At 33.6% G+C, this 26,513-nt stretch carries 25 protein-coding genes; 14 read left to right on the top strand and 11 right to left on the bottom strand.

The genetic code is table 11. From position 1 onward, the window contains the following. The first annotated feature begins 96 nt into the window (after nucleotides 1-96). From AC23MC_RS10890 to AC23MC_RS10870, 5 genes are read left to right on the top strand one after another with little or no spacing between them, the layout of a single operon-like run. Nucleotides 97-2,064, top strand: a complete 1,968-nt coding sequence (locus AC23MC_RS10890) for a peptidylprolyl isomerase (RefSeq protein WP_487568361.1) — start codon at nucleotides 97-99, stop codon at nucleotides 2,062-2,064. Beyond that, nucleotides 2,064-2,915 carry a hypothetical protein gene (locus AC23MC_RS10885; protein ID WP_487568362.1) on the top strand — a complete coding sequence of 284 codons (852 nt, stop codon included), beginning with the start codon at nucleotides 2,064-2,066 and terminating at the stop codon, nucleotides 2,913-2,915. Before AC23MC_RS10890 ends, AC23MC_RS10885 begins: the two co-directional genes overlap by 1 nt. Then, entirely contained in the window at nucleotides 2,899-4,311 is a 1,413-nt protein-coding gene (locus AC23MC_RS10880) for a peptidylprolyl isomerase (RefSeq protein ID WP_487568363.1), read from the top strand. The genes AC23MC_RS10885 and AC23MC_RS10880 overlap by 17 nt, the downstream gene beginning before the upstream one ends. Before the next feature lie 36 nt (nucleotides 4,312-4,347). Next, nucleotides 4,348-5,301, top strand: a complete 954-nt coding sequence (locus tag AC23MC_RS10875; protein ID WP_487568364.1) for an AAA family ATPase — start codon at nucleotides 4,348-4,350, stop codon at nucleotides 5,299-5,301. Nucleotides 5,302-5,322: 21 nt separating this feature from the next. Beyond that, nucleotides 5,323-6,456 carry an acyltransferase family protein gene (locus tag AC23MC_RS10870; protein WP_487568365.1) on the top strand — a complete coding sequence of 378 codons (1,134 nt, stop codon included), beginning with the start codon at nucleotides 5,323-5,325 and terminating at the stop codon, nucleotides 6,454-6,456. Here AC23MC_RS10870 and AC23MC_RS10865 read toward each other — a convergent pair. Next, entirely contained in the window at nucleotides 6,453-7,607 is a 1,155-nt protein-coding gene (locus AC23MC_RS10865; RefSeq protein ID WP_487568366.1) for a hypothetical protein, read from the bottom strand. The two genes, AC23MC_RS10870 and AC23MC_RS10865, sit on opposite strands and share 4 nt — an antisense overlap. Here AC23MC_RS10865 and AC23MC_RS10860 point away from each other — a divergent pair. The 3 genes from AC23MC_RS10860 to AC23MC_RS10850 all read left to right on the top strand — a co-directional run bounded on the left by AC23MC_RS10860 (nucleotide 7,606) and on the right by AC23MC_RS10850 (nucleotide 12,380). Continuing rightward, complete coding sequence (locus tag AC23MC_RS10860) at nucleotides 7,606-8,775, top strand: acyltransferase family protein (protein ID WP_487568367.1); 1,170 nt, start codon at nucleotides 7,606-7,608, stop codon at nucleotides 8,773-8,775. The two genes, AC23MC_RS10865 and AC23MC_RS10860, sit on opposite strands and share 2 nt — an antisense overlap. Next, nucleotides 8,750-9,865: an acyltransferase family protein gene (locus AC23MC_RS10855; protein WP_487568368.1), complete on the top strand. Its 1,116-nt coding sequence runs from the start codon at nucleotides 8,750-8,752 to the stop codon at nucleotides 9,863-9,865. The genes AC23MC_RS10860 and AC23MC_RS10855 overlap by 26 nt, the downstream gene beginning before the upstream one ends. 247 nt (nucleotides 9,866-10,112) lie before the next feature. Further along, nucleotides 10,113-12,380: an aconitate hydratase gene (locus tag AC23MC_RS10850; protein ID WP_487568369.1), complete on the top strand. Its 2,268-nt coding sequence runs from the start codon at nucleotides 10,113-10,115 to the stop codon at nucleotides 12,378-12,380. Nucleotides 12,381-12,463: 83 nt separating this feature from the next. Here the strand turns inward: AC23MC_RS10850 and AC23MC_RS10845 are convergent, their stop codons facing one another. The 3 genes from AC23MC_RS10845 to AC23MC_RS10835 all read right to left on the bottom strand — a co-directional run bounded on the left by AC23MC_RS10845 (nucleotide 12,464) and on the right by AC23MC_RS10835 (nucleotide 15,943). After that, nucleotides 12,464-12,823, bottom strand: a complete 360-nt coding sequence (locus AC23MC_RS10845) for a hypothetical protein (protein WP_487568370.1) — start codon at nucleotides 12,821-12,823, stop codon at nucleotides 12,464-12,466. 132 nt (nucleotides 12,824-12,955) lie between these two features. After that, nucleotides 12,956-14,407, bottom strand: coding sequence for a glyceraldehyde-3-phosphate dehydrogenase (locus AC23MC_RS10840; RefSeq protein WP_487568371.1), 1,452 nt, complete (start codon nucleotides 14,405-14,407; stop codon nucleotides 12,956-12,958). A gap of 147 nt (nucleotides 14,408-14,554) precedes the next feature. After that, complete coding sequence (locus tag AC23MC_RS10835) at nucleotides 14,555-15,943, bottom strand: trypsin-like peptidase domain-containing protein (RefSeq protein ID WP_487568372.1); 1,389 nt, start codon at nucleotides 15,941-15,943, stop codon at nucleotides 14,555-14,557. Nucleotides 15,944-16,076: 133 nt separating this feature from the next. On the opposite strand from AC23MC_RS10835, the gene dapF reads away from it, so the two are divergent. From dapF to AC23MC_RS10810, 5 genes are all read left to right on the top strand, one after another. Beyond that, a complete protein-coding gene (dapF, locus tag AC23MC_RS10830) occupies nucleotides 16,077-16,868 on the top strand; it encodes a diaminopimelate epimerase (RefSeq protein ID WP_487568373.1) in 792 nt (263 codons plus the stop codon). A 1-nt stretch (nucleotide 16,869) separates the two neighbouring features. Further along, nucleotides 16,870-17,400, top strand: coding sequence for a GNAT family N-acetyltransferase (locus AC23MC_RS10825; protein ID WP_487568374.1), 531 nt, complete (start codon nucleotides 16,870-16,872; stop codon nucleotides 17,398-17,400). 10 nt (nucleotides 17,401-17,410) lie between these two features. Further along, nucleotides 17,411-18,451 (top strand): endolytic transglycosylase MltG, encoded by a 1,041-nt coding sequence (mltG, locus tag AC23MC_RS10820; protein WP_487568375.1) that lies wholly within the window; start codon nucleotides 17,411-17,413, stop codon nucleotides 18,449-18,451. After that, on the top strand, nucleotides 18,452-19,357 hold the full coding sequence (locus AC23MC_RS10815) for a DUF2279 domain-containing protein (protein WP_487568376.1): 906 nt from the start codon (nucleotides 18,452-18,454) through the stop codon (nucleotides 19,355-19,357). A gap of 97 nt (nucleotides 19,358-19,454) precedes the next feature. Continuing rightward, nucleotides 19,455-20,093: a peptidoglycan-binding protein LysM gene (locus tag AC23MC_RS10810; RefSeq protein ID WP_487568377.1), complete on the top strand. Its 639-nt coding sequence runs from the start codon at nucleotides 19,455-19,457 to the stop codon at nucleotides 20,091-20,093. Between the two features lies 1 nt (nucleotide 20,094). On the opposite strand, the gene AC23MC_RS10805 is transcribed toward AC23MC_RS10810, so the two are convergent. From AC23MC_RS10805 to dnaA, 3 genes are all read right to left on the bottom strand, one after another. Beyond that, nucleotides 20,095-20,817, bottom strand: a complete 723-nt coding sequence (locus tag AC23MC_RS10805) for an SAM-dependent methyltransferase (RefSeq protein WP_487568378.1) — start codon at nucleotides 20,815-20,817, stop codon at nucleotides 20,095-20,097. A gap of 1 nt (nucleotide 20,818) precedes the next feature. Continuing rightward, nucleotides 20,819-21,283 (bottom strand): low molecular weight protein-tyrosine-phosphatase, encoded by a 465-nt coding sequence (locus AC23MC_RS10800; RefSeq protein ID WP_487568379.1) that lies wholly within the window; start codon nucleotides 21,281-21,283, stop codon nucleotides 20,819-20,821. A gap of 65 nt (nucleotides 21,284-21,348) precedes the next feature. After that, entirely contained in the window at nucleotides 21,349-22,776 is a 1,428-nt protein-coding gene (gene dnaA, locus AC23MC_RS10795; protein ID WP_487568380.1) for a chromosomal replication initiator protein DnaA, read from the bottom strand. Between the two features lie 197 nt (nucleotides 22,777-22,973). Here dnaA and AC23MC_RS10790 point away from each other — a divergent pair, with 197 nt between their 5' ends. Continuing rightward, on the top strand, nucleotides 22,974-23,390 hold the full coding sequence (locus AC23MC_RS10790) for an acyl-CoA thioesterase (RefSeq protein WP_487568381.1): 417 nt from the start codon (nucleotides 22,974-22,976) through the stop codon (nucleotides 23,388-23,390). Here the strand turns inward: AC23MC_RS10790 and AC23MC_RS10785 are convergent. From AC23MC_RS10785 to ribD, 4 genes are read right to left on the bottom strand one after another with little or no spacing between them, the layout of a single operon-like run. Next, nucleotides 23,387-24,001: an IMPACT family protein gene (locus AC23MC_RS10785; protein ID WP_487568382.1), complete on the bottom strand. Its 615-nt coding sequence runs from the start codon at nucleotides 23,999-24,001 to the stop codon at nucleotides 23,387-23,389. The genes AC23MC_RS10790 and AC23MC_RS10785 overlap by 4 nt on opposite strands. 1 nt (nucleotide 24,002) lies before the next feature. Next, the gene (locus AC23MC_RS10780; protein ID WP_487568383.1) at nucleotides 24,003-24,863 is read right to left on the bottom strand and encodes an EamA family transporter; all 861 of its coding nucleotides are present in this window, start codon (nucleotides 24,861-24,863) and stop codon (nucleotides 24,003-24,005) included. Further along, nucleotides 24,860-25,468, bottom strand: coding sequence for an HAD family hydrolase (locus AC23MC_RS10775; RefSeq protein WP_487568384.1), 609 nt, complete (start codon nucleotides 25,466-25,468; stop codon nucleotides 24,860-24,862). The genes AC23MC_RS10780 and AC23MC_RS10775 overlap by 4 nt, the downstream gene beginning before the upstream one ends. After that, entirely contained in the window at nucleotides 25,461-26,501 is a 1,041-nt protein-coding gene (gene ribD, locus AC23MC_RS10770; protein ID WP_487568385.1) for a bifunctional diaminohydroxyphosphoribosylaminopyrimidine deaminase/5-amino-6-(5-phosphoribosylamino)uracil reductase RibD, read from the bottom strand. The genes AC23MC_RS10775 and ribD overlap by 8 nt, the downstream gene beginning before the upstream one ends. Nucleotides 26,502-26,513 lie beyond the last annotated feature (12 nt).

Here is a 26,513-nt window from a genome sequence, read left to right as displayed (position 1 = left end):
GATTCTTGTATAATGTATCTGAATTGTTAATTTTGTGGGTTGCTATAGGTGAAACTATGGCCAATAGATATAAATCTTTACTTAAATTTTTTGAAAATGAATAAAAAACATTTTTGTCTTGGAATTTCAATTCTTTTTTCTGTTTTTGCATTTGCTCAAACGCCAAAAAAAGTGCTCTTTACAGTTGATGAAAATTCTTATTATACGGATGAATTTGTTCGTGTTTACAACAAAAATCTAGATCTTGTTAAAGATGAGTCGCAAAAGGATTTAGACCATTATTTAGAACTTTTTGTGGGTTATAAATTAAAAATCAATAAGGCGAATAAATTAGGGTTGCAAAACAATTCCAAATACCAAAACGAATTAAAATCCTATCGCACACAACTTTCTAAAAATTATTTAACAGATTCAAAAGTAACAAAAGAATTGCTAGAAGAGGGTTATGCTCGATCTTTAAAAGAAATTAAAGCATCACATTTATTGTTAACTCTAGATGAAAATGCCAAGCCGGAAGATACATTGGTTGTTTATAAACAAATTTTAGAGTTGAAAAAGCGTGCCGATAATGGTGAAGATTTTGGAGCACTTGCTCAACAATATTCTCAAGATCCCAGTGCTAAAGAAAATAAAGGTGATTTGGGTTATTTTTCAGCCTTTAGAATGGTTTATCCTTTTGAAACTGCTGCTTACAACACTAAACCTGGTGAAGTATCTAAACCGGTACGTACCCGATTTGGTTATCATTTAATAAAAGTAAATGATGTTCGTGATAATAGAGGTGATGTTACAGTTGCTCACATTATGTTAATGAATCCTGCCGAAGAAAATCCTGAAGCAACAGAAAAGAATAGAACCACTATTAACGAGATTTACACTAAAATTCAGCAAGGCGAAGAGTTTGAGGCGTTAGCAAAACAATTTTCTCAAGACAAATCATCTTCTGCAAAAGGAGGCGTTTTAAATCGTTTTGGTTCAGGTCAATTGAGTTCAGAAGAATTTGAAACCGTTGCTTTTTCATTACAAACGCCAAAGGAAATTTCAAAACCATTTCAATCACAATTTGGATGGCACATTATGAAATTAATTGAAAAGCATCCGGTAAAAACGTTTGAAGAAGCCAAAGCGGATATGGAAACCAAAATCAGCCGTGACGAACGTTCCAGAAAAATTACGGAATCGTTGAACGAAAAATTAAGAACGAAGTATCCTGTAAAACGCAATGAAGCTTTGTATACTAAAATCAAAAAATCAGTAACAGATAAATATTATGAATCAACTTGGGAATTGCCTTCTCAAACAAAAGCGTTTGATGGAGAGTTAATCTCTTTCGGAAAAACAAAAATATCAGGAACCCAGTTTTTGAACTATCTTCTTTCACAACAAAAAAATCCAAACCAACCAAAACCGGTTGCAAAATTGGTTGATTTTCATTATTCAACTTTTGTTGATACTCAATTAAATCAATATTATAACGATAATTTAGAAAACGAATTTCCTGAATTTGCCGCCGTTATGGAAGAATACCGCGATGGTTTATTGCTTTTTGATTTGATGGAGAAAGAAATTTGGGAAAAATCAAAAACAGATACGTTAGGATTAGAAGCTTTTTACAAAGCAAATACAGGAAAGTATATGTGGAAAAAAAGATACGACCTACTTATAATATCGTCTACCAAAGCAGACATTGCTAAAAAAGCACATAAATTAGTAAAACAAGGAAAAAATGTTGACGAAATAAAAGCAGCATTAAATACAAGTGGCGTTATTAATGTCATGGCTACCTCGGGTGTTTTTGAAGAAGGAAATGAAGCTTTGCCAAAAACAATTCCGTTCAACAAAGGTCTTTCACCAGTAGCTAAAGAAGGCAATTATTATTATGTTGTTCAAGTTAACGAAATAAAAGAAGCAGGAACCAAAACATTGGACGAATGCAAAGGAAGAGTTATAAATGATTATCAGCAATATTTAGAAGAAAATTGGGTCTCCAATTTGAAGCAAGAATTTAAAGTAACCGTTAACAAAGATGTTTTTGAAGAAGTGAAAAAGCAAATAAAAAAATAATGAACAAACCACTTGCAATTGTAGTGTTGTATTTTGTTTTTGTTTCGTGCTCCTATTTTAAGCCGGAAGAAAAACCACAAGCTGTTGCAAGAGTTGGCGAAAGTTATTTGTTTAAAAGTGATTTGTTAGATTTGGTTTCAGAAGGAACGTCAAAGGAAGACAGTATTTCAATTGTTCACAATTTTATTGATCGCTGGGCAACTCAAAAATTGCTGATTAAAGCTGCGGAAATAAATATTGATAAAGAACAACAAGAAGAATTTGATAAACTCATTCAACAATATAAAGTTGATTTGTATACAAAAGCTTATTTGGAACAAATTGTAATTAGAGAAGTAGATACAGTGGTTTCCATTGCAGAAATAAAATCGTATTACAACGAAAATAAAGATAATTTTAGAACAAATGGCTCATTGATTCGATTGAAATATATTAACTTGCCCAAGGATCATCCAAAATTTGATCTTATAAAAAGTAAGTTTTTTGATGGTAAAAAAAGTGATAGCAAGTTTTGGGAAACCTATCAATTACAATTTAAAAGTTCAGCTCTAAATGATTCAGTTTGGGTAGAAATGAACCAAATTTACAGAAAACTGCCTTTTATAACTCCAGAAAACCGTGAAGAGTTTATTGTGCAAGGAAAATCAATACAGCAACCGGATTCATTGAATGTTTTTTTTGTTAAAATAAAAAGTGTCATTGATAAAAATCAAGTTAGTCCGTTTGAGTATGTAAAACCAACTATAAAAGAATTAATAATAAACAAAAGAAAACTAGATTTAATTAAAAAATTTGAGAAGGAAATCACCGATGACGCTATTAAAAACAACAAATATGAAATTTATAAATAAAATTGCAATAACCTTTATTCTTCTGGTTTCTTTTGCATTTTCAAGCGAAGCACAAGAAATTATAGCCGAAGATGCTCCGGTAAAAAAAGATTCTGTTCAACCTTTTAAAAGGAAAAAAATAGACGGGATTATTGCAACTGTTGGCGAGTATATTATTTTAGATTCTGATATTGATATGGAATATGTTGAACTTTCCAGTCAAGGAATTTCTATTGAAAACGTTTCAAGATGTGAATTGTTAGGAAAGTTGATGGAAGATCGTTTATATGCTCATCAAGCCTTGCAAGACAGTACAATCGTGGTAAAAGATTCAGAAATAAGCAATATGATGGAAGAACGTATTGGTTATATGGTGGGTCAAATTGGATCTGTAGAAAAAATGCTTAAATTCTACAACAAAAAAAATGAAGAAGAATTTCGTTCTTTCTTTTTTGATGTATTAAAACAAAACAAACTTTCAACCGAAATGCGTAACAAAGTGGTTGAAGAAGTAGAAATTACGCCGGAAGAGGTGCGTACATTCTTCAAAAAAATACCAAGCGAAGAATTACCCACTTTTGGAGCAGAAATGGAAGTTTCACAAATTGTTATTGAGCCGAAAATCACGCAGGATGAAAAGCAAAAAGTGATAGATAGATTAAATGAAATTAGAAACGATGTCATAAATAACGGAGCTAGTTTTAGAACCAGAGCAGTATTATATTCAGAAGATCCAGGTTCAAGATCAAGTGGTGGTTTTTATAAAATGAATAGAAAAACCCAATTTGTAAAAGAATTTAAAGAAGTTGCTTTTAGTTTAAACGAAGGAGAAATTTCGAAACCATTTGAAACAGAATTTGGCTATCATATTATCTTAGTCGAAAAAATTAGAGGTCAAGAAGTAGATTTAAGACATATTTTGCTTTCTCCTAAAGTTTCTGATGATGCTTTAAAAGAAGCAAAAGAAAAAGCACAACTAGTTCGTCAACGAATTATGGATGGTGAATTAACTTTTGCTGATGCTGCCAGAACATTATCAGATGAAAAAGAAACCAAAGCAAATGGTGGTGTATTGTTAAACCCAAAAACAATGGATTCAAAATTTGAGTTAACCAAAATGGACCCGGCTCTTTATTCTCAAGTTTCTAATTTAAAAGAAAAAGAAGTTTCTGTAGCGATTTTAGACGAAGATCCAACCGGTAAAAAAAGATATAAATTATTGATGGTAACCAATAGAATCGATTCTCACACAGCCGATTATGCTATTGATTATATCAAAATAAAAGATTTAGCTTTAAAAGAGAAACAATTTGAAGCCATTGGGAAATGGTCTAACGAAAAAATATTAGAAACTTATATCAAAATTAACGGAGATTACCGAAATTGCCAGTTCATGAATAACTGGTTAAAAAAATAATTTTATCGAATTTCTTAAATCTATACCATCATCATTATGTCTGACGTAACTGCAATTCAAAATTTAGTTCAAAAGAGAAAAGACCTAAAACAAGAAATTTCTAAAATCATTGTGGGGCAAGACCTTGTGGTTGATCAGATTTTGTTGAGTATTTTTTCCGGAGGTCACGCACTTTTAGTTGGCGTTCCCGGTTTGGCAAAAACATTGATGGTTAATACGATTGCTCAGGCATTGGGATTAGATTTTAAGCGAATTCAGTTTACACCGGATTTAATGCCGTCTGATATTTTGGGAAGCGAAATTTTAGATGAAAACAGAACTTTCAAATTCATTAAAGGGCCAATATTTTCTAATATTATTTTGGCCGATGAGATTAACCGTACACCACCAAAAACGCAAGCAGCTCTTTTAGAAGCTATGCAAGAACGTGCTGTAACGATTGCCGGACACAACTATAAATTGAGTTTACCTTATTTTGTGTTGGCAACCCAAAACCCAATTGAGCAGGAGGGAACCTATCCGTTGCCGGAAGCTCAATTAGACCGTTTTATGTTTTCTATAAAATTAGATTATCCGTCGTTTGCCGAAGAAGTTCAGGTGGTAAAAAGCACCACCTCTGATGATAAACCGGTTGTAAGTCCGTTGTTTACAGCTCAGGAAATCATTGATTTTCAACACTTAATCCGTCGAATTCCTGTTGCAGATAATGTAATTGAATATGCTGTGACTTTAGTTACCAAAACACGTCCGGAGAGTAATTTAGCTACCGATTTTATCAAAAATTATATCGATTGGGGTGCGGGACCAAGAGCTTCGCAAAACCTTATTTTAGCTGCAAAAGCTCATGCTGCTTTTAATGGTAAATTTTCACCCGATATCGAAGATGTTAAGGCTGTGGCCGAAGGAATTCTGCGTCATCGTGTAGTGAAAAACTACAAAGCCGATGCAGAAGGACTTACGATTGAAAAAATAATTGAAAAGTTATACTAAACCAACCCAAACTACTCGGAAATGTTTGGACTCAACATCGAGCTTGAAAAAAGAGTTCCCGGGTTAGATTTAGCTCGAGCCATAGCCATATTTTTGGTTGTCTTTTCGCATTCGCTATGGATAAGTGAAAACTATCCACCTTACATCAAATGGTTCATGAATTTTACGGCAACGATTGGCGTTGAAATATTTTTTGTAATCAGTGGTTTTTTGATAGGAAAAATTATCTACCGAATTATTCAAAAGGATGATTTTTCATTTAAAGATGTCCGCGAATTCTGGAAACGAAGATGGTTTAGAACACTTCCAAATTACTATCTTGTTTTAATCATAAATATCATTCTTTGGTATTTAATCTACGGAAAAATCCCTGAAAAAATTGGGTTGTATTTTGTTTATCTTCAAAACTTTTTCTCACATTCTCCCGACTTTTCAAGAATATCATGGAGTTTGTCGGTGGAACAGTTTTGTTATATCCTCGGACCGGTTTTACTTTATTTGATGATTCGCTTTTTTCCAAACTTGAATCGAAAAAAACTATTTTTATGGATTACGTGTTTCATCATAACCGTTGTAATTTTAATTCGATTTTGGTTTCATTCAACACATGAATTGGCTTCAATTTATGAATGGAATGAAAACCTCAGAAAAGTATCAGTCTATCGATTGGATGCAATTTATTATGGGTTTTTGGCTTTTTACCTTTATGTGAATTTTCCAATAAATCTAACAGTTAATAAGTTGCTTTTTACAATTGGCATGTTTGGAATAGTTACGCTTCACCTCTTTATTTTCTATTGGGGAATTACGTTTGAAACAAATCCGGGGTTTTTCAATATATTTTACTTATCTCTAAATTCCGCTGCGATTTGTTGTTTAATGCCTTTTTTGTTTACGATTAAAATTCAATCGATGTGGGTTTTAAAAATCATTACTTTACTCAGCCTTTTGTCGTACAGTATTTATCTTTTACATTATACAATCATTTTGCATAGTATGAAAGTCATTTTACCTTCCGATCATTTAACAGGTATTTCTTTATTGACTTATACTTTAACGTATTGGTTGTTAATACTTGTCTTTTCGTATTTATTATATCGCTTTTTTGAAAAACCAATGACTAATTTACGAGATAGAAAAAAAGTAATTAGTTAATTTTTCAGTTCAGAAGTAGTTTTCGAATTCACTATCAAATCCATTTCTTCATCATAAAAAAACAAAAACATACTTCCCATCATATCTTGTTCTTCTTTTGACGTATTGTTTACATCCAACACAATTTCATATTCCTGATTTTCATACAACCAAATTCCTTCTTTGGAAGTAAAATTTTGAATGTTAGTTAACCCAATTCGGTTTTGATGATTGGTTACTTTACTGGTAAACACTGGTTTTTGCGTTGATTTATTAAACAACATAATTCGGGTTGCAAACGGATGCACATGAATGGCTGCCGCATGCAATCGTAAACTATCCTTTATTTCTAATTGATGATTAATGTTGCTTCGATAGGTGTTTTTTCCTATCGGAATAACCCAATGTCCGGATAATTTATTACCACTTCCATCGTCGTAGCTATGGTTTTTGGTTTCAACCGGAATACAAAAATCGGCACCCGGATCAATCGGACTTTTATACGGATCATATTTGTCATACGGCAACATAATAAAAGCCGTTTTGCTCATCAATGGTTTTATATTTTTATCTTCTTGATAAGTGATGGAAACTTGGTGCTTCACTTTATAATACGCATCTTTTATGTTGTGATTCAAGGTTTGCGTCGTTACAAAAAGCAAATCATTTCCTTTCATCGGTACGCCAAAACCTTCCGGAAAATCAAATGTTTCCATGCCATGCGAAAGCGAAGTTAATCTCGGATATTGTTTGCCAATCCGATTTTCTAATCCAAAATTCGAATAATATTTCGAATCATTTATATCCACATTCATATGACAAATAAAATCATTCGACATCTTTTCACCGGTTTTCGCATCTTGTGCAATCACTTTAAATCCGGTAATCCACAACAAAGTCGAATCCTGCGAAAGCATGACATAATTGGATGCTTTTGGTCCTTCCATCGATTTATAAATGTCGTCCACAATAAACGTTGGCGATAGCATTTTGTACTCTTTTGTACTATTTTCCACTTGCCAATCATTATCAACCAAACCGATTTTGTGCAACAAAGTTGTCTTCACGATTGCCTTGTGGCGGTTAGATAATTGTGCATACCAAATCAATCCTCCCACAATCGAGAGAAGTAGTAGCAGTGATAAAATTTTATATATCTTTGTTTTCCGCATGACCGCAAATTTAAGTATTTCTATGATTGATAATCAAATTGTTGCGTCGAAAAGAATTTTCGGATTAGATTTTCTCAGGTCATTGTCAATTTTATTGGTGCTTTTCTCCCATATTTCTTGGATTTATCAATCTGATGGCATTATTGGAAAAATGCAAGATTTCTCAGGTTTAATCGGAATTGAGCTGTTTTTAATGTTGAGTGGCTATTTGGTTGGGAGCATCATTTTAAAACAATTTATAAATCAACAATACACGTTTAAAGAAGTTAGCAATTTTGTAAAAAGGCGATTGTTTAGAATTTTACCAAGCTATTATCTCATTCTGCTTATCAACATTGGTATTGCTCTTCTTGTCGGACTTTCGATTTCTGATTGGTGGAAATATTTTTTGTTTATTCAGAATTTTTCCACACCAATTCCGCCCTTGTTTCCCGAATCTTGGAGTTTACCGATAAAAGAATTGAGTTATGTTTCAGTTGTACTTATTCTTTTTGCTTTTGCGAAACAAATCCGTTTGAACTTTAGAAAATCATTTTTTTTATTAATTGTATATGGATTATTAATTCTTTCTGTGGTTTTGAAAATTATTTATCATATTGAAAATCCGGAATTTTCATTGCTAAAATGGACAGCGGAAGTTCGTTCGGTTGTTATTTTTAGAATTGATTCGGTGATGTTTGGCATTTTATTCGGCTATTATTATACAGAATACAGTGATTTTTTTCAAAAGAGAAGTTTTTCGATGTTTTTGATGGGAATTTTATTTCTTCTCTTTTTCATCATTTTGCTCTTGTTTTTTAATTTGAATACACTCGCCTGGTTTTGGAATATTGTTGCTCTGCCATTCATTTCGTTGATAGTATTGTGCTTTTTACCTTCTCTACTTTTATGGAAAAAGGCTTCGGAAAAACTCAGTAAAATAGTTACGTTTTTGTGTAATTTATCGTATTCTGTTTATTTAATTCATTACAGTATTGTGCTTTATTTGATGAAATATTTTATCGATACGAGTTCTTTTTCAATACTTCAATTGCATATCTTTACGTTAGTTTATCTGCTGATAACGTTTACGATGGGTTACTTTTTTTACACTTATTTTGAAAAACCAATTAATACTTTCAGAGTATCCAATTTTAAACTAAATGGAAAAAAAATCTTTAAGCGATAACATTTTTGGATTGGATTTTATGCGAACAACTGCCATTTTGATGATTATGTTCGGACATTGTTTGTCCATTTATCCACCTAATCAAAGTTTAATTTATCAAATTGGGCTATTTTCCGGTTTTTTAGGAGTAGAAATTTTCTTTGTTTTAAGTGGTTTCTTGGTGGGAAGAATTTTATATCAATTGTATGTAGACAATGATTTTTCGATAAAAAAAGTACTAGAATTTCTCAAACGAAGAAGCTTCCGAATTTTACCAAACTATTATTTTGTTCTGATTTTAAATATTATCATTAGTTTTATTGTTGGGTATGCCGTAGCCGATTGGTGGAAATATTTCTTCTTTCTTCAAAATTTCAGTTCAACGATGTTGCCATTTTTCCCGGAATCGTGGCCTGTTTCAATTGGTGTGTTTGCATTTTTACTACTTCTCATTGCTCTTTATCTCAAAACAGCCATTGTGAAGCCGAGCAATAAACCATTGTTTTTTCTTGTAGTCGTTTTGGGACTAGCGTTATTCTTTGTTTTCACCAAAATTTATTATGCGTTTACAACTCAAAACATAACTTTAGATCAGTGGAATGTAGAACTAAAAGCTTTGGTTATTTATCGTTTAGATGCTTTTTTTATCGGAGTTCTAGCCGCGTGGATTTCATTAAATCGTTTAGCTTTTTGGAAAAAAATCCGTTTACCTTTTGCCTTTTTAGGAATGCTTTTATTTGGATTTATGTTTGTTGGCGTTGGTTTTTTTCAACTTACAATTGAAGCTTTTCCAAACTTTTGGAGTATTTTCTATTTACCGCTAACTTCATTGACTTGTCTATTATTTCTTCCGATTTTATCACAATGGAAATCAACATCATTCACTTTCCTTCATAAACCGATTACTTTTATTAGTTTGATTTCCTATTCCCTTTATTTGCTTCATTATGGTGTAATTCTTCAGTTGCTTCAATTTTATTTTCCTACGGATAATCTTTCAATGAATCAATTACATTTATATTCACTTTGTTATTTTCTAATTACATTTCTATTGGCAACATTATTGTACAAATTCTTCGAAAATCCACTCCGAAAATGGAGTGATAAGTAAAAGTCTCATCGAAAGTAACTGATTTGAAGAACTTTTTCAGAATTGATTTTGCGATATTGATAATTTAGGTTTCTAATTTTGCCATATTTGTATTTTAATGGCTGAATATTGCTTTTTGTTGAAAATAATTTCTAAAAAACAGAATTTCTGTAAAAAATGATTTCTAAAAGATATATTTCACTAATAATTTTACAATGTTCTAACGTTTTCGTAAATTCGCACCACAAACAAATAACACTTATTTATTATGGCATTTGATATAGAAATGATTGAAAAGGTCTATGCTAATCTAGCCGATCGTGTTGAAAAAGCACGTGAGTTAGTTGGACGACCGCTCACCTTATCTGAAAAGATTTTATATTCTCACCTTTGGGAAGGCACTCCAACCCAAGCATTCACAAGAGGAAAAGATTATGTTGATTTTGCACCGGACCGCGTGGCGTGTCAAGATGCTACTGCTCAAATGGCATTACTGCAATTTATGCATGCCGGAAAAAGCAAAGTAGCTGTGCCAACAACCGTTCATTGTGATCACTTGATTCAAGCAAAAGTAGATGCAAAAACCGATTTAGCTCGTGCTAAACAACAAAGCAATGAAGTTTTTGATTTTCTTTCTTCTGTTTCTGATAAATACGGAATCGGATTTTGGAAACCGGGAGCAGGAATTATTCACCAAGTAGTTTTAGAAAATTATGCTTTTCCGGGTGGTATGATGATTGGAACCGATTCACACACTGTAAATGCAGGTGGATTAGGAATGTTAGCCATCGGAGTAGGTGGTGCTGATGCCGTAGATGTAATGTCAGGAATGGCATGGGAATTGAAATTTCCAAAATTAATTGGAGTAAAATTAACCGGAAAATTATCAGGTTGGACCGCTCCAAAAGACGTAATTTTAAAGGTAGCCGGAATTCTAACTGTAAAAGGCGGAACCGGTGCTGTTGTTGAATATTTTGGCGAAGGTGCTATCGCCATGTCGTGTACCGGAAAAGGAACGATTTGTAATATGGGTGCAGAAATTGGAGCTACCACATCAACATTTGGTTATGATGCTTCAATGGATCGCTATTTACGTTCAACAGGAAGACCAGATGTGGCTGATGCAGCTAACAAAGTAGCTCAACATTTAACGGCAGACCCGGAAGTGTATGCTAATCCCGAACAGTATTTTGATCAAGTAATCGAAATCAATTTATCGGAATTAGAACCACATTTAAATGGACCTTTTACACCGGATTTGGCTACGCCAATTTCTAAAATGAAAGAGGAAGCTATCAAAAATAATTGGCCTTTAAAAATTGAAGTAGGTTTGATTGGTTCTTGTACCAATTCATCATACGAAGATATTGCTCGAGCAGCTTCCTTAGCCAAACAAGTTTCTGAAAAAAATTTAAAAACCAAAGCTCAATTTACGATCACACCAGGTTCTGAAACCGTTCGTTATACCATTGAACGTGATGGATTTATCGATACGTTTGACAAAATTGGAGCTACTGTTTTTGCAAATGCGTGCGGTCCATGTATCGGAATGTGGGACAGAGAAGGAGCAGAGAAAGAAGAACGTAATACCATCGTTCATTCATTCAACCGAAATTTTTCTAAACGTGCCGATGGAAATCCAAATACATTAGCTTTTGTGGGTTCTCCTGAGTTGGTTACCGCTTTAGCTATTGCCGGAGATTTAGGATTTAATCCGTTAACTGATACATTAATTAATGAAGACGGTGAAGAAGTGAGATTAGATGAACCAACCGGAAACGAATTACCTCCAAAAGGTTTTGATGCAGAAGATCCGGGTTATCAAGCTCCTGCCGAAGATGGTAGTGGTGTTCAGGTAGCTGTGAGTCCGACTTCAGAACGTTTACAATTGTTGGAGCCATTTTTACCTTGGGATGGAAAAAATATCACCAACGCAAAATTATTAATCAAAGCATTCGGAAAATGTACAACCGACCACATTTCAATGGCGGGTCCTTGGTTGCGTTTCCGTGGTCATTTGGATAATATTTCGAATAATATGTTGATTGGAGCTGTGAATGCTTACAATCAAAAAACAAATTCTGTTAAAAATCAATTAACAGGTGAATATGATGCTGTTCCTGCGGTGCAAAGAGCTTATAAAGCTGCCGGAGTTCCTTCGATTGTGGTTGGAGATCACAATTACGGAGAAGGTTCGTCAAGAGAACACGCAGCCATGGAACCTCGATTCTTGGGTGTAAAAGCGGTTTTAGTAAAATCATTTGCTCGTATTCACGAAACAAATTTGAAAAAACAAGGAATGTTGGCGTTAACATTTGCGAATGAAGCAGATTACGACAAAATTCAAGAAAACGACACCATCAATTTTGTTGATTTAGTAAGTTTCACACCTGGAAAACCTTTGACATTAGAATTCGTTCATGCGGATGGAAGTAAAGATGTGATTATTGCCAATCATTCGTACAATGAAAGCCAAATTGGTTGGTTTGTTGCCGGATCTGCTTTAAATTTAATTGCAGCTGCCGGAAAAGCTTAAATCTTAGTATGCCATTTTATAGAAAAACTCCTGAGCAATCGGGAGTTTTTTGTTTTAATGAATGGAATAATTGGATTAAACTCCTACTTTCCATGAACTTCAACCATTCCGTTATGCCAAAAAACTTTGTCATAATAAAATTCAATACTAGTTAAGTTGTGTTTCTTTTTTATGAAACATTTACCTACCACTTTTGCCTCTTTACCCAAAACGGTTACTACAGCATTGTGTTTAATTTTATTTTGTTGAAAAAGCGAAAATATTTTTTGAGCAATGTCTTGGCGTATTGTCATTTTAGCATTGAATGTACTCACGACTACTGTTCCGGTTTTGGTTTTAGCAATCAATTCCATGCTGTTTTGACCATGTTGGTAGGCAACAGGTTTGTTTTGTGCATACGACAAATTACAGGTGAATATCACCAGGAATAGTAGGTTTTTCATAATAGATTCTTGGGTTAAATCTCTAGTATACAAACTCTAAAACTCAAAATCTATTGTTCTTTGATCTAAATTTTAATAAAAAAAATCCGCTTCAAACGAATGAAACGGATTTTATTCAACTATATAACCTGATTAATAATAAGCGTACCGTTGTACTTTAGAAATATATTTCGCTAAACGAATTACTTGATGGCTGTAGCCAAATTCGTTATCATACCAAACGTATAAAACCACATTTTTTCCGTCGGCAGACACAATAGTGGCATTGCTGTCATAAATTGAAGGAGCATTTGTGCCCACAATGTCCGAAGAAACCAATTCATTGTTGAGCGAATATTTAATTTGCTCCACCAATTGACCTTCTAAAGCATATTTTTTCATGATTTCATTCACTTCTTGTACCGAAGTTTCTCTGCTTACTTCCAAATTTAAAACCACCAACGAACCATTCGGAACCGGAACTCGAATGGCATTGGATGTTAATTTTCCGGCTAAACTTGGTAATGCTTTTGCAACAGCACTTCCGGCACCGGTTTCGGTAATTACCATATTTAAAGCAGCAGCACGACCTCTTCGGTATTTGTTGTGCATGTTATCAACCAAATTTTGATCGTTTGTGTAGGCGTGAATGGTTTCTAAATGACCTTTTACAACACCTAGCGTATCTTCTACAGCTTTTAAAATTGGAGTAATGGCATTAGTTGTACAAGAAGCCGCTGAAAAAATATCCACTTTATCCGGATTATGATCTTTGTGATTCACACCATACACAATATTTGGAACTCCTTTTCCGGGAGCAGTTAACAATACTTTTGAAGCTCCTTTGGAAGTAAGATGTCTTTTCAAGGCTTCTTCTGTCGTAAAAGCTCCGGTGTTATCAATAATTAATGCGTCTTCAATTCCGTAAGCAGTATAATCAATTTCTTCCGGTGAATTGGCAGAAATAATATGTACCGTAGTTCCGTTAATTAGCAACGCATTGTTTTTTGGATCAGCTATAACAGAACCTTGAAAATCGCCGTGAACCGAATCATATCGCAATAAAGAAGCTCTTTTTTCTAAAATTGTAGCATCATTTTTATCTCTTGTCACAATCGCACGAAGGCGTAATTGGTTTCCTTTTCCGGTTTTAGACATTAATTCTCTGGCTAACAATCGGCCAATTCTTCCAAAACCATATAAAACAACATCTTTCGGTTTGATGGAATTTGATTCTTTTGCTTTTCGCAATTTATCAATTACAAACGATTTGGTGTTGTGGTATTTGTCATCTTCCAAATGATATTCATACGTTAATTTACCAATATCTAATTTTGATGGTGGTAAGTCCAACGACAACATTTCGCGAGCAATTTCAACCGAGTCGAAAATTGAGATAGGTTTACCTACAAATTCGCCCGCATATTCGTGCAAGTTCAAAATTTCAGATACATTTTTGTCTATCAATTGATTACGGAAAAGAACCACTTCAATCGATTTATCATACCACAAATCGCTAATGATTTTGATAAATTCAACGCCGGCTCTTCTGCGGTCTGCTTGAAACGAAAGCTCTTTTTCGTACAATGAAGGATTGCTGTTCATACTTTAAAAATTAGTTGGTGTTGTAAAATTTTGTGCAAAAGTATAGATTTCAAACGTTTTCGTAAACTTTTTTTGCTTTTTTTTAAATAAAAAAATCCTGCAAAATCAAATTCTGACTTTGCAGGACTACCCTAACTATAACCTAATTTATAATATGATTCGCATTACTTGTCCATTGCGAAGCATCAGTTCAACACGAACGCCTTCTTTTTCGGTTTTACTTCCCAAGCCTCTTGAAATAGTTTCAACATCGGTGGCTTTTACACCATCAATACTTAAAATAATACTTCCTTTTAATTCATCAGCATAAGGTGCCAATTTTTCATTCGTAATATCTTTGATTTTTACTCCTTGTTTTAATTTGAATCGTTGTTTATCAGCTGGTTCTAAATCTTCCAATTCCAATCCGTAAAATTCATAATTCAATAGTTCTTTTTTGGTTAATTTCACCGGAATTACTAATCTTCTTCCATCACGATTTACCGTAACATTTATTTCATCATTCGGACGTTTCGTATTTACATAACCCGAAAGTTCGGCAAATGAAGTCACATTTTGATTGTCTAATTTCAAAATAACATCACCCGATTTGATGCCTGCTTTTTCAGCACCGGAATTTTTAGTTACTTTATTTACATAAAATCCTTGCGATTCAGTAAGGTTCAATTCTTTTGAAGTTGCACCGTTTAATTCTCGTCCTTCAATACCCAAAATTCCTCTTTGAACATTGCCATATTCCATAATATCTTCGATAATTTTTCTAGTGATATTAGAAGGAACAGCAAATGAATAACCCACATAACTTCCAGTGTTTGATGAAATCATCGTATTGATTCCAACTAATTCGCCGCGTGTGTTCACCAATGCACCACCGCTGTTTCCAGGGTTTACAACAGCATCCGTTTGAATAAACGATTGAATTCCGCTTGTATCTAAATTTCTGGCTTTCGCCGAAACAATTCCGGCTGTCACAGTAGAATTTAGATTGTATGGATTTCCAACTGCCAAAACCCATTCGCCTACTTTCACTTGATCAGAATCAGCAAAAATGGCATAAGGCAATTTTTCATCCGTTTCCACTTTTAGCAACGCAATATCCATTTTGGAATCGGATCCAATTAATTTTGCCGGATATGTTTTTTTATTATTTAAGGTAATTTCTAATTCAGTTGCTCCCTGAATAACGTGATTATTAGTCACCACATAACCGTCTTCTGAAATAATTACCCCAGAACCGGTTCCAATTTGTTGTTGCTGTTGCCCGCCTCGATGACCATACATAAATTCAATCGGATTGTAAACTGTTCTGTAGGATACATTTTTAACGTGCACAACTTGGTTTAAAGCTGAGCCGGCCGCTTCCGTAAAATCGACTGTTTCTGCCGAAAGGCCAACATTTTTAGTTGCAAACATCGGTGCGGTTGTCACAATGTTTTTGCTTGTAATTGAATTTTCTTCAATAAATAGTTTATACGTTCCTAACGTGATAACACCACTAAATAAGGATACTAAAAATAAATTGGTTACGTTTTTCATAGATAATCTAATTTTAGTTTATTAATGTAAATTTATATGTTTTATTGTTTCGATAAATTAGGTTTAACGCTCTTTAACAGACCTTAACTTTTCTTTAAAATAATTGTACTTTTGTATTCTATATTATTCTAAAATGACCATTCAATTTTTTAAATACCAGGGAACGGGCAACGACTTTATCATGATTGATAATCGTCAGGGAGTTTTCTCCAAAAATAATACCAAACTCATCAAACAGCTCTGCGATAGACGTTTCGGAATAGGTGCTGACGGTTTGATATTACTAGAAAATGACAAAATTTCAGATTTTAAAATGGTCTATTATAATTCCGATGGAAATGAAAGTTCAATGTGCGGAAATGGTGGCCGATGTATCGTGGCTTTTGCGAAACAACTGAATGTCATTGAAAATGAAACCACTTTTATAGCTGTAGATGGAGAACATTATGCCAAAATTTCAGTTGATGGAATCGTTTCGCTACAAATGAAAAATGTGGATGAAATAAAAATGGCTTCTGATTATGTTTTTTTGAACACCGGATCGCCACATCATATTACGTTAGTGGAAGATGTAAAATCGGTTCCAGTAAAAGAAATTGGTAGCCAAATTCGATACAGTGATTTGTATGGAAAAGCAGGAAGTAATGTCAATTTTGTGGAAATAATCTCCGATTCACTTTTTGCCGTTCGAACATACGAAAGAGGCGTAGAAGATGAAACTTTATCGTGCGGAACAGGCGTTACAGCCACCGCAATTGCGATGAATGCTATCGGAAAAACAGCTGCAAATGAAATTTCATTATTAGTAGAAGGTGGCGAATTGAAAGTCACTTTCAAAAAAGAAGGGAAAAATTATACTAATGTTTTCTTAATCGGACCGGCATCATTTGTTTTTGATGGAAAAATTGAATTAGCTACAATATAAAATGAGTTCATTACAAGGAAAACACGTCTATTTAAGAGCTTTGGAACCCGATGATTTGGAGTTTGTCTATAGACTGGAAAATGACACTTCTGTGTGGGAAGTTAGTCAAACGCAAACGCCATACAGTATGTTTTTGATTAAAAGTTATCTGGAAAATGCCCACAAAGATATTTATGAAGTCAAACAATTGCGTTTAGCTATTTGCAAAAATGAAACGTTTGAAGCCATTGGTTTGATAGATTTATTTGATTTTGATCCCAAAAACAATCGAGCCGGAATTGGAATTGTCATTCAAAATCCAGAAGATAGAAGTGTAGGTTTTGGAAAAGAAGCGTTGGAATTACTCATTGCTTACGCGAAAAATTATTTGCACATTCATCAACTTTTTGCCAATATTTCAGTGACTAATTTGGCTAGTAAAACGTTATTTACGTCCTTTGGTTTTGAATTAATCGGAATAAAAAAAGATTGGATTTTTAGTGACGGAAATTATTCAGACGAAGCATTCTATCAATTAATTATAAAAAAATAATTTAGTAAAAATGAATTTTAAAAAGATAATCCTCTATGTTTCCTTAGCGATTTTATTGATCGTTGCTTATTTCGGGTTTAAAGTCTATCAAATTGTTTTTACCCCAAATACAAGCTTTTCAGAAGAAAAAGTGACGGTTTTTGTTCCAACAAATGCCAATTTTGAAGAAGTTAAATCCATTGTTTCTCCGTACATAAAAGATATGGATAAGTTTGAAACCTTAGCCAATCGCAGAGGATATTCTACGGAAGTGAAAGCCGGAAAATTTGAGTTAACTAAAAATATGAATACCAATTCCATTGTTTCGGCTTTACGAAGAAGTGTTCCCGTTCGAGTAACGTTTAACAACCAAGAACGTTTGGAAAATTTTGCCGGACGAATTTCTTCTCAAATTGAAGCCGACAGTATTCAGCTACTGCAGGCTTTTAAAAATCCAAAATTTTTAGAAGAAAACGGTTTTACAGAAGAAACGGTTTTTACATTATTATTACCCAACACATTTGAATTTTATTGGGATACTTCTGCCGAAAAATTCAGAAATCAAATGGCAAAAGAATATTTTCGATTTTGGAATGATGAGCGAAAAGCCAAAGCGGAAAAATTGGGATTAACGCCAATTGAAGTTTCTATTTTAGCTTCCATCGTTCATAAAGAAACGGCAAAAGTGGAAGAACGTCCTCGTGTTGCAAAAGTTTATTTGAATCGAATGAATATCGGAATGCCTTTGCAAGCTGATCCAACAGTGATTTATGCATTTAAATTAGTATCAAATGACTTTAATCAAGTGATTAAACGAGTGTATTACAAACATTTGGAAGTAGAATCTCCATACAATACGTATCGAAATGCAGGCTTGCCACCCGGACCTATTTTTATGGCAGATGTCAATGCAATTGATGCCGTTTTAAATCCGGAACAACACGATTTTCTTTATTTCTGTGCCAGTGTCGAACGTTTTGGTTATCACGAATTTGCCACCACATTGGAACAACATAATGTGAATGCAAGAAAATATGCTGCTTGGTTAAATGCTCAAACATCCGGAAACTAATTGAGAAATTCTATTATCATAGTTTTTATATTTTGTTTGCTGTTTGCAAATAGTTCAGTTGCTCAATCCGGTTTAAATGAATTCTTAGAACCTTCCGATACATTAAACACAAAAAAGAGAAATTTAGTTATCGTTTCCGAATCAGTTTTAACCTCTGCTGCTTTAATTGGATTAAACCAACTTTGGTATGCCGATTACGAAAAATCGTCTTTCCGATTTAAAAATGATAATAATGATTGGCTTCAAATGGATAAAGCCGGACACGTTTATTCTTCCTATCATTTGGGTCGATTGAGTGCCGAAATGCTCGCTTGGAGCGGAGTTTCCAAAAAAAATCAATTAATTTATGGAGCCGGTTACGGTTTTGTTTTTCTAACCGCAGTAGAAGTTTTTGATGGCTATTCTGCCGAATGGGGATTTTCGTGGGGCGATGTAGCAGCCAATGCAACCGGAACAGCTTTATATGTTTCACAGGAATTGTTGTGGAATGAGCAACGAATAATCCCTAAATTTTCTTTCCACAACACTAAGTACGCCAATCAACGACCGGAATTATTAGGTGAAAATTTCAATGAACAAATTCTGAAAGATTATAACGGTCAAACGTATTGGCTCTCTGCGAATATTCATTCATTTGCTAAAACATCCAAAATACCAAAATGGTTAAATTTAGCTGTTGGTTATAGTGCAGAAGGTATGCTTTCTTCCCAAAAAAATGATTTCATGATAAATGATGATAGATTTCGTCAATTTTACTTAAGTTTTGACGTTGATTTATCGAAAATTGAAACCAATTCACACTTTTTAAAGACCATTTTCTCACTTTTTAATACGGTCAAAATTCCTGCTCCCACCTTTGAAATCAATAGCTCAGGGAAGTCTAAATTTCACGTTTTCTACTTTTAGAAAAGTTTAACTTGTTGATAGTCAATTTTGTAATAAAAATGCGTATATTTGCACCGTGAAATTCAAGATGGTGACAGAGCTTGAGAAATAAACATATATGTCGAAAAAATGGTATTTTTATTCTTGTATAGCCTTGATTGTAGGCGTAATTACTACAGGTTTTAAACCATATAAATTTGAGAATTTGAATTGGTTTTATGTAAATGAATCGGATGAGGTTTTACATTACACCGTTCCCACTGCAGAAGAATTGGAATATACAAACGTAATATTCCCACAAACCGGGAAAACTTATGCCGGTTTTAAACAAGCCTTAGCTTTTAAAGAATCACAAGGAAAATATCATTTAGTGAATTCCTTTGGATATATGGGAAAATACCAATTTGGTATGGGAACATTGCGAACTATTGGTGTTCGTGATAGTCTAGCATTTATGAATTCCCCAAAATTACAAGAAAAAGCATTTAATGCCTTAGCTTCCATTAACAAATGGATTCTTCGTGATGAAATTGAAAAATACGAAGGTAAAGTTATTAAAGGTGTAACAATCACTGAATCAGGATTGTTGGCTGCTGCACACTTAGGCGGTGCAGGTTCTGTGAAGAAATTTCTAAAAAGTAACGGAAACCGCAGTATTAAAGACGGTTTTGGAACTTCTATTAAAAGTTATATCAAAAAATTTGGAGGTTATGATACGTCGCACATTGTGGCAAACAAGAATGCGAAAGTGAAATAAATCAGGATTTCTGAATAATAAAAATTGTAGGTCGGTTGTGTAAATCGACCTTTGTCTTTTTCCAATCGTTTATAGAAAGTGTTTTGATGAATTCGGTTGGTAAAGTAATATCCGTTGCAATACAAAGTCGTGTAGAATTTTGAAGCGATTGCAAAATATCTTCAAGTAATTTATTGTTGCGATAGGGTGTTTCAATAAATAGCTGAGCCTGATTTTTTTCGAACGATAATCTTTCCAAATTTTTTAAGGCTGATTTCTTTTCACTTTTATCAATGGGCAAATAACCGTTAAATGCAAAACTTTGCCCGTTCATTCCGGAACCCATTAAAGCGAGTAGGATAGAAGATGGTCCAACCAACGGCACCACTTGAATTCCTCTTTCATGAGCCAATTTCACAATCACAGCTCCCGGATCGGCTACACCGGGGCAACCTGCTTCACTCATTAAACCCACATTTCTTCCTTCCAAACACGGTTGAATCATTGCGTTGTGTTCTGAAATCTCGGTGTGTTTATTCAATACATTAATTCTGAGATTCGCTTGCACTTTTTCAGGATTGATTGATTTGATGAATTTACGTGCTGTTTTTTCGTTTTCCACTACATAATCATTGATGAAGTCTATGGCTCTTTTTACAGTTTGCGGCAGCACATCATCAGGAGCAACTTCACCTAACGTGGTTGGAATTAAATATAGTTTTCCTAAAAAAGTGATGGGTTTCATATTATTTCTTTTCTAAAAGCTTGTTAGCAATACTCTCACAAGCTTCCTCCAACATTTCAAAAACTTGATCAAAATTACTTTGAATGCCACTGTATGGATCCGGAACATCGACATTTTCACCGGGAAAAAGTTCATCTAAAATGAGTTGCACTTTCTTTTTCTCATCCTCGTTTTTTGCCATATTAATTACATCAGCGTAATTGTTGGTGTCCATTACATAAATATAATCATACTCCTGAAAAAAAGATGGTTTGAATAATTTTCCGCGTTGATTGGTAATATCAATTCCATTTTTTTCTGCTGTAAGGATTGATCTTTTATCGGGTGGATTTCCAACATGCCAATGACCCGTTCCGGCGGAATCCACTAAAAAGTCATTTTTGGGAAGTTTAGAGGCCAAAATACCTTCTGCCAATGGCGAACGGCAAATATTTCCCAAACAAACCATTAAAATTTTAACTGGCATAAAATGTAGATTCTTTAAAAATAATTTCAGTATTCAAATGTAGTAAGAATACTGAAATTATCATTTTATAAGGAAAGCTTTTTATGAATGTCATCCACAAATTTTCTAAATTGTTTATCTGTAGTAACTAAATTATCAACGGTTTTGCATGCATGCAATACAGTTGCGTGATCACGGTCTCCAATTTGTGAACCAATGTTTGCCAAAGAAGCTTTAGTGAATTTCTTAGCAAAAAACATCGCTAATTGTCTGGCTTGCACCACGTGACGTTTTCTGGTTTTGGATTGTAATGTATCAATATCTAATTGAAAATAATCGGAAACTACTTTCTGAATATAATCGATAGAGATTTCTCTTTTTACATTTTTAACGAATTTCTCAACAACTCCTTTTGCTAATTCTAACGTAACTTCTTTTTTATTGAAAGAAGATTGAGCAATTAATGAGATGATAGCACCTTCTAATTCTCTTACATTTGATTTGATGTTACGAGCAACATATTCTATAATTTCGTCAGGCATTTCTACGCCGTCACGATACAAAATATTTTTTAGGATTGAAATTCGTGTTTCATAATCAGGCTGATGCAATTCTGCCGATAATCCCCATTTGAAACGAGACAACAAACGTTGTTCAATATCCTGCATGTCAACCGGAGCTTTGTCTGAGGTTAAGATAACCTGTTTTCCGTTTTGATGAAGGAAATTAAAAATGTGAAAAAACACATCTTGCGTTCCTGATTTTCCTGATAAGAATTGTACATCATCAATAATCAGCACATCAATTAACTGATAAAAATGAATAAAGTCATTTCGAGTGTTTTTCTTAACCGAGTCAATGTATTGTTGTGTAAAAACTTCTGCAGATATATACAAAACAGTTTTATCCGGATATTTATCTTTTATTTCTACGCCAATGGCATGAGCAAGGTGTGTTTTACCTAAACCAACTCCACCAAAAATTAATAATGGATTAAATGAAGTTCCGCCAGGTTTATTAGCCACCGCCATACCGGCAGAACGAGCTAATCGGTTTGAATCACCTTCTAAAAAGTTATCAAAACTGTAATTGGCATTTAATTGTGATTCAATTTTTAAATTCCTGATACCCGGAATCACAAATGGGTTTTTAAGCTCAGGACTAAGATTTTTAAAGGGTGCGTCTACATCTTGTGGTTTAACCGGACTTCTATGGGCACTTGGTAATTGTTCCGTAAAAGGTTGTTTATTGCCGTAAGTGTTTTCCATTTTGATTTTATACAGTAACTTTGCATTTTTTCCAAGTTCTTTGGTCAAGGCCACTTTAAGTAATTTTACATAGTGTTCCTCTAACCATTCATAGAAAAATTTGCTGGGTACTTGAATGTATAAAGCATTGTCTGTGAGTTCCACTGACTTAATCGGTTCGAACCAAGTTTTGTAGGCTTGCTCCTGAATATTGTCTTTTATAAATGATAGACAGTTCTCCCATACCGATTCCGCAGTTTTGCTCATAAATTCTATAAATTTTGTTGTTTACTAAAGGTTATCTTACAAAGAAAACAGGGTGTTTCTTTATTAACTTTTGGGATAACAAATATGTGAACAAAAAAACGTAAAAAAAAATAAAATGCTATTGATTTTATAAAAAAAATGTTGTAAAGATGATTAATGACTTAAAAATACAATAAAGAAAAATATTACAGAAAATTATGAAAGAACATCAATTAAACGTTCGAGTGCGTTATTCCGAAACAGATCAAATGGGCGTTGTTTACCATGGTAATTATTTGCCTTATTTTGAGATAGGACGCGTGGAATGGCTTAGAAATCAAGGTATTTCCTATAAAAGCATGGAAGAAAGTGGAGTTGCACTTCCTATTGTTAATATCAACATAAATTACAAAAAACCAGCACGTTACGATGATTTACTTATTGTAAAAACTAAATACAAAAATCAAAGCTCTGTGAAGATAGAATTTGAATGTAAAATTGAAAACGAAAATGGTGAGTTATTAACAACTGCCGATTTTGTTTTGGTGTTTGTAGACATAAAAACAGGCAAACCAATCTTACCACCAGAAAATATTAAAATGATAATTGATAAAATGGAATTATTAGAAAATTAATCCAATTTTTTAATTTCTATTTCAAATAAATTGGAAAAAATGTCGAAAGTTGTTTCGGCATTTTTTTTTCGAGTGGAAATGATGAGTTCGCAATTCATTTCCATTTTTTGAGAAACGATTTCCAAGTTTTTTTCTTTGATTACTCGCATCACTTTGTTCATGTTTTTATAGTCGAATGTGAGTTGAAAATTAACATCAATTGTTTTTTCTATAATTTGAGCATTTTCTAAACTCATTTGAGCAGCGGTTTTGTATGCGGAAATCAATCCGCCAACGCCTAATTTTACTCCGCCAAAATAGCGAACTACTACAATTACTATATTGGTAACTTCAAATGATTGAATTTGTCCATAAATTGGCATTCCGGCACTATTGTTGGGTTCTCCGTCATCATTGGCTCTGAAACTTATTTTTTCTGTACCAATTTGATACGCGTAGCACCAATGTCTTGCCGAAAAATGTTGCTTTTTTAATTGTTCTAAATGAATTTTTACATCTTCTTCATTCAGAATAGGAAATGCATAACCGAAGAATTTGCTGTTTTTTTCTTTGAACAGAATTTCTTCGGATGGAGCAGAAATAGTTTTATACGTATCTTTTGATTCGTTCATATCAACTTGTAACAAGAAAAATAGCCAATAATGCCATGGCAATTCCGATAGCGTTTCGCATGGAAATTTTTTCATTAAAAAATAAAATACCAACCAATGTCGAAACCATTACAATCGCAACATTGTGAATCGTGAAAATTGTTGAACTTTCAAAAACTTCGCTATCCAACATTTTGATTAAATAATAGAGTGAAAAATAATTTGGTACCCCCAAAATAAATCCGGCTAAAATATTTTTACCCTTTATTTTCATTTTATTTTTTATGACATTTATTATAATTACAACAACACCAACCAAAAAAGCCATCAAAAAAGTATGTGATGAAAATAATGAGATTTCATTTTCAGGTAAATAATCATTCTGCAATATTTTCAAACTTGTATCAATTGCACCGGCACCAAAAAAAACTAAAAGCGGGAAAAGTAAGTTTTTTGAATCAGAAACAGCACCTTTTTCTTTTTTTGAAGTGAAATAAACAGCAACCAATGCCATTATGATACCGATGATTTTGGCAATCCCCAACTTCTCATTAAATAACAATACGCCAAAACTGATTGGAATAATTACCGACATTTTTGAAGCAACCGATGCCACCGAAAGTCCGTTTCGTTGCGAGGTTATTGCTGTCGCATAAAAAACACCAATAAATAAAAAGCCTAGCATAAAGCTTCCCGGATACCATTGTTTTTCAATAATGTGGTTGTAATCAAAATCAACTTCTGTGAAGAACAAACCTATTATAAACGCTGTAAAATAGTTTACAACTAATGCTTGTAATGTGTTGATTTCGAATCGAGAATAAAGTTTTAAAATGACAAAAAGAACAGCGTTAAAAAGAACACTTAAAATAATGTATGTCACAGGGTAATTATTTTTTTTGCGAATAATTCAGTTACATCTTCCTGCCCAACTTGCAAATTCCATACTTCAATTCCTAGCGAAGCGGCAGCATCTGTGTTCTCTTTTTTGTCATCCACAAAAAGCGTTCGTTTGGGTGCCAAATCATGTTTGTTGATAAGGTGTTTAAAAATATTTACGTCCGGTTTTCTCATGCCTAGTTCATACGAATAATATACTTTTTCAAAACAATTATAAAAATCGCGTGTGACCGACATTCCTTCTTTATGTTCAAAATGGTCAATGTGAATCATATCGGTGTTGGTGAGCAAAAACAATCTGTATTTTCCTTTTAAACTTTGTAAAAATTCTAAACGATATTCAGGAAAATCTCCTAAAACAGCATTCCACGCTTTTCTAATTTCATCAATAGATGCGTCCGGAAGGTGTTTCTGAAAACCTTGAATAAACTCTAATTCGGTTGCTTTGCCAATTTCAAATCGTTTATTCAATTCGTCCAAATCGGCATGCCATTCTTTTAAACCTAAATTGCGAAACGCTTTTTCTACACCCGGTTTGTCCAAGTTTATGAAAATATCCCCAAAATCGAAAATAATTGTATTAATCATGCCGTTTAAGAATTAAAAGTTCATCGTTTAAAATAGTTGTTCGTTTCACGGTTTCGCCTGCAAGGCTTGGGGCTTTTGTTCCTTGCTGAAAAAGCAAACTTCCTTTAAAAATTCTAGCTTCATCCCACAAATTTGCATCAATAAAGGTTTGTAATGTTTGAAGTCCGCCCTCAATTATGACCGATTGAATGCCTTTTTGAAAAAGTAAGCTACTAATTTTTTCAGCAAGTTGATTATCAAAGATAATAGTTTCGAAGTTACAATTTTCAACCGAAACAAAATTTTCCTTTTCTGTTATAAAAATAGTTTGTTGCTTTCCGTTTTTTACTTCGTAATCGTTGGAAATTTTTCCAGAACGATCTAAAACAATTCTTATGGGATTATTTCCCTGCCAATCTCTACTGTTCAATTGCGGATTGTCTGCCAAAACAGTGTTTGTTCCCACCAAAATTGCCTGTTCTTCTGTTCGCCATTTGTGAACCAATTGTCTGGAATACAAATTGGTAATCCAAACCGGTTTTTGTTCATTTTTTGATTGAGGAGAAAGAAAACCATCGGCACTTTCTGCCCATTTCAAAATAATGAAAGGTCTTTTTTGGTTGTGAAATGTAAAGAACCTTCGATTAAGTTCAATACATTTTTTTTCTAAAATACCAACGGTAACAGTTGCTCCCGATTGATGAAGCTTTTCAATTCCTTTTCCGGCTACTTTTTCATTAGGATCGACTGTTCCCACCACAACATTCGGAATTTTATGATGAATGATTAAATCACTACAAGGCGGTGTTTTTCCAAAATGACTACATGGTTCTAAACTAACGTAAATAGTTGATTTTGAAAGAAGTGATTTGTCTTTCACAGAATTTACTGCATTTACTTCCGCATGTGGTTCGCCTGCTTTTTGATGCCAACCTTCGCCGATAATTTGGTTTTCAAACACAATTACACTGCCAACCATCGGGTTAGGGTAGGTGGTTCCCAAACCGTTTTTGGCCAATTCAAGGCAACGTTGCATGTATTTTTTGTGATTCATTAGAACACAAAA

The sequence above is a fragment of the Flavobacterium sp. T50_26 genome, assembly GCF_057652995.1.
The sequence above is the reverse complement of the archived record's forward strand: the minus strand, read 5'-3'. Positions and strand labels throughout refer to the sequence as shown.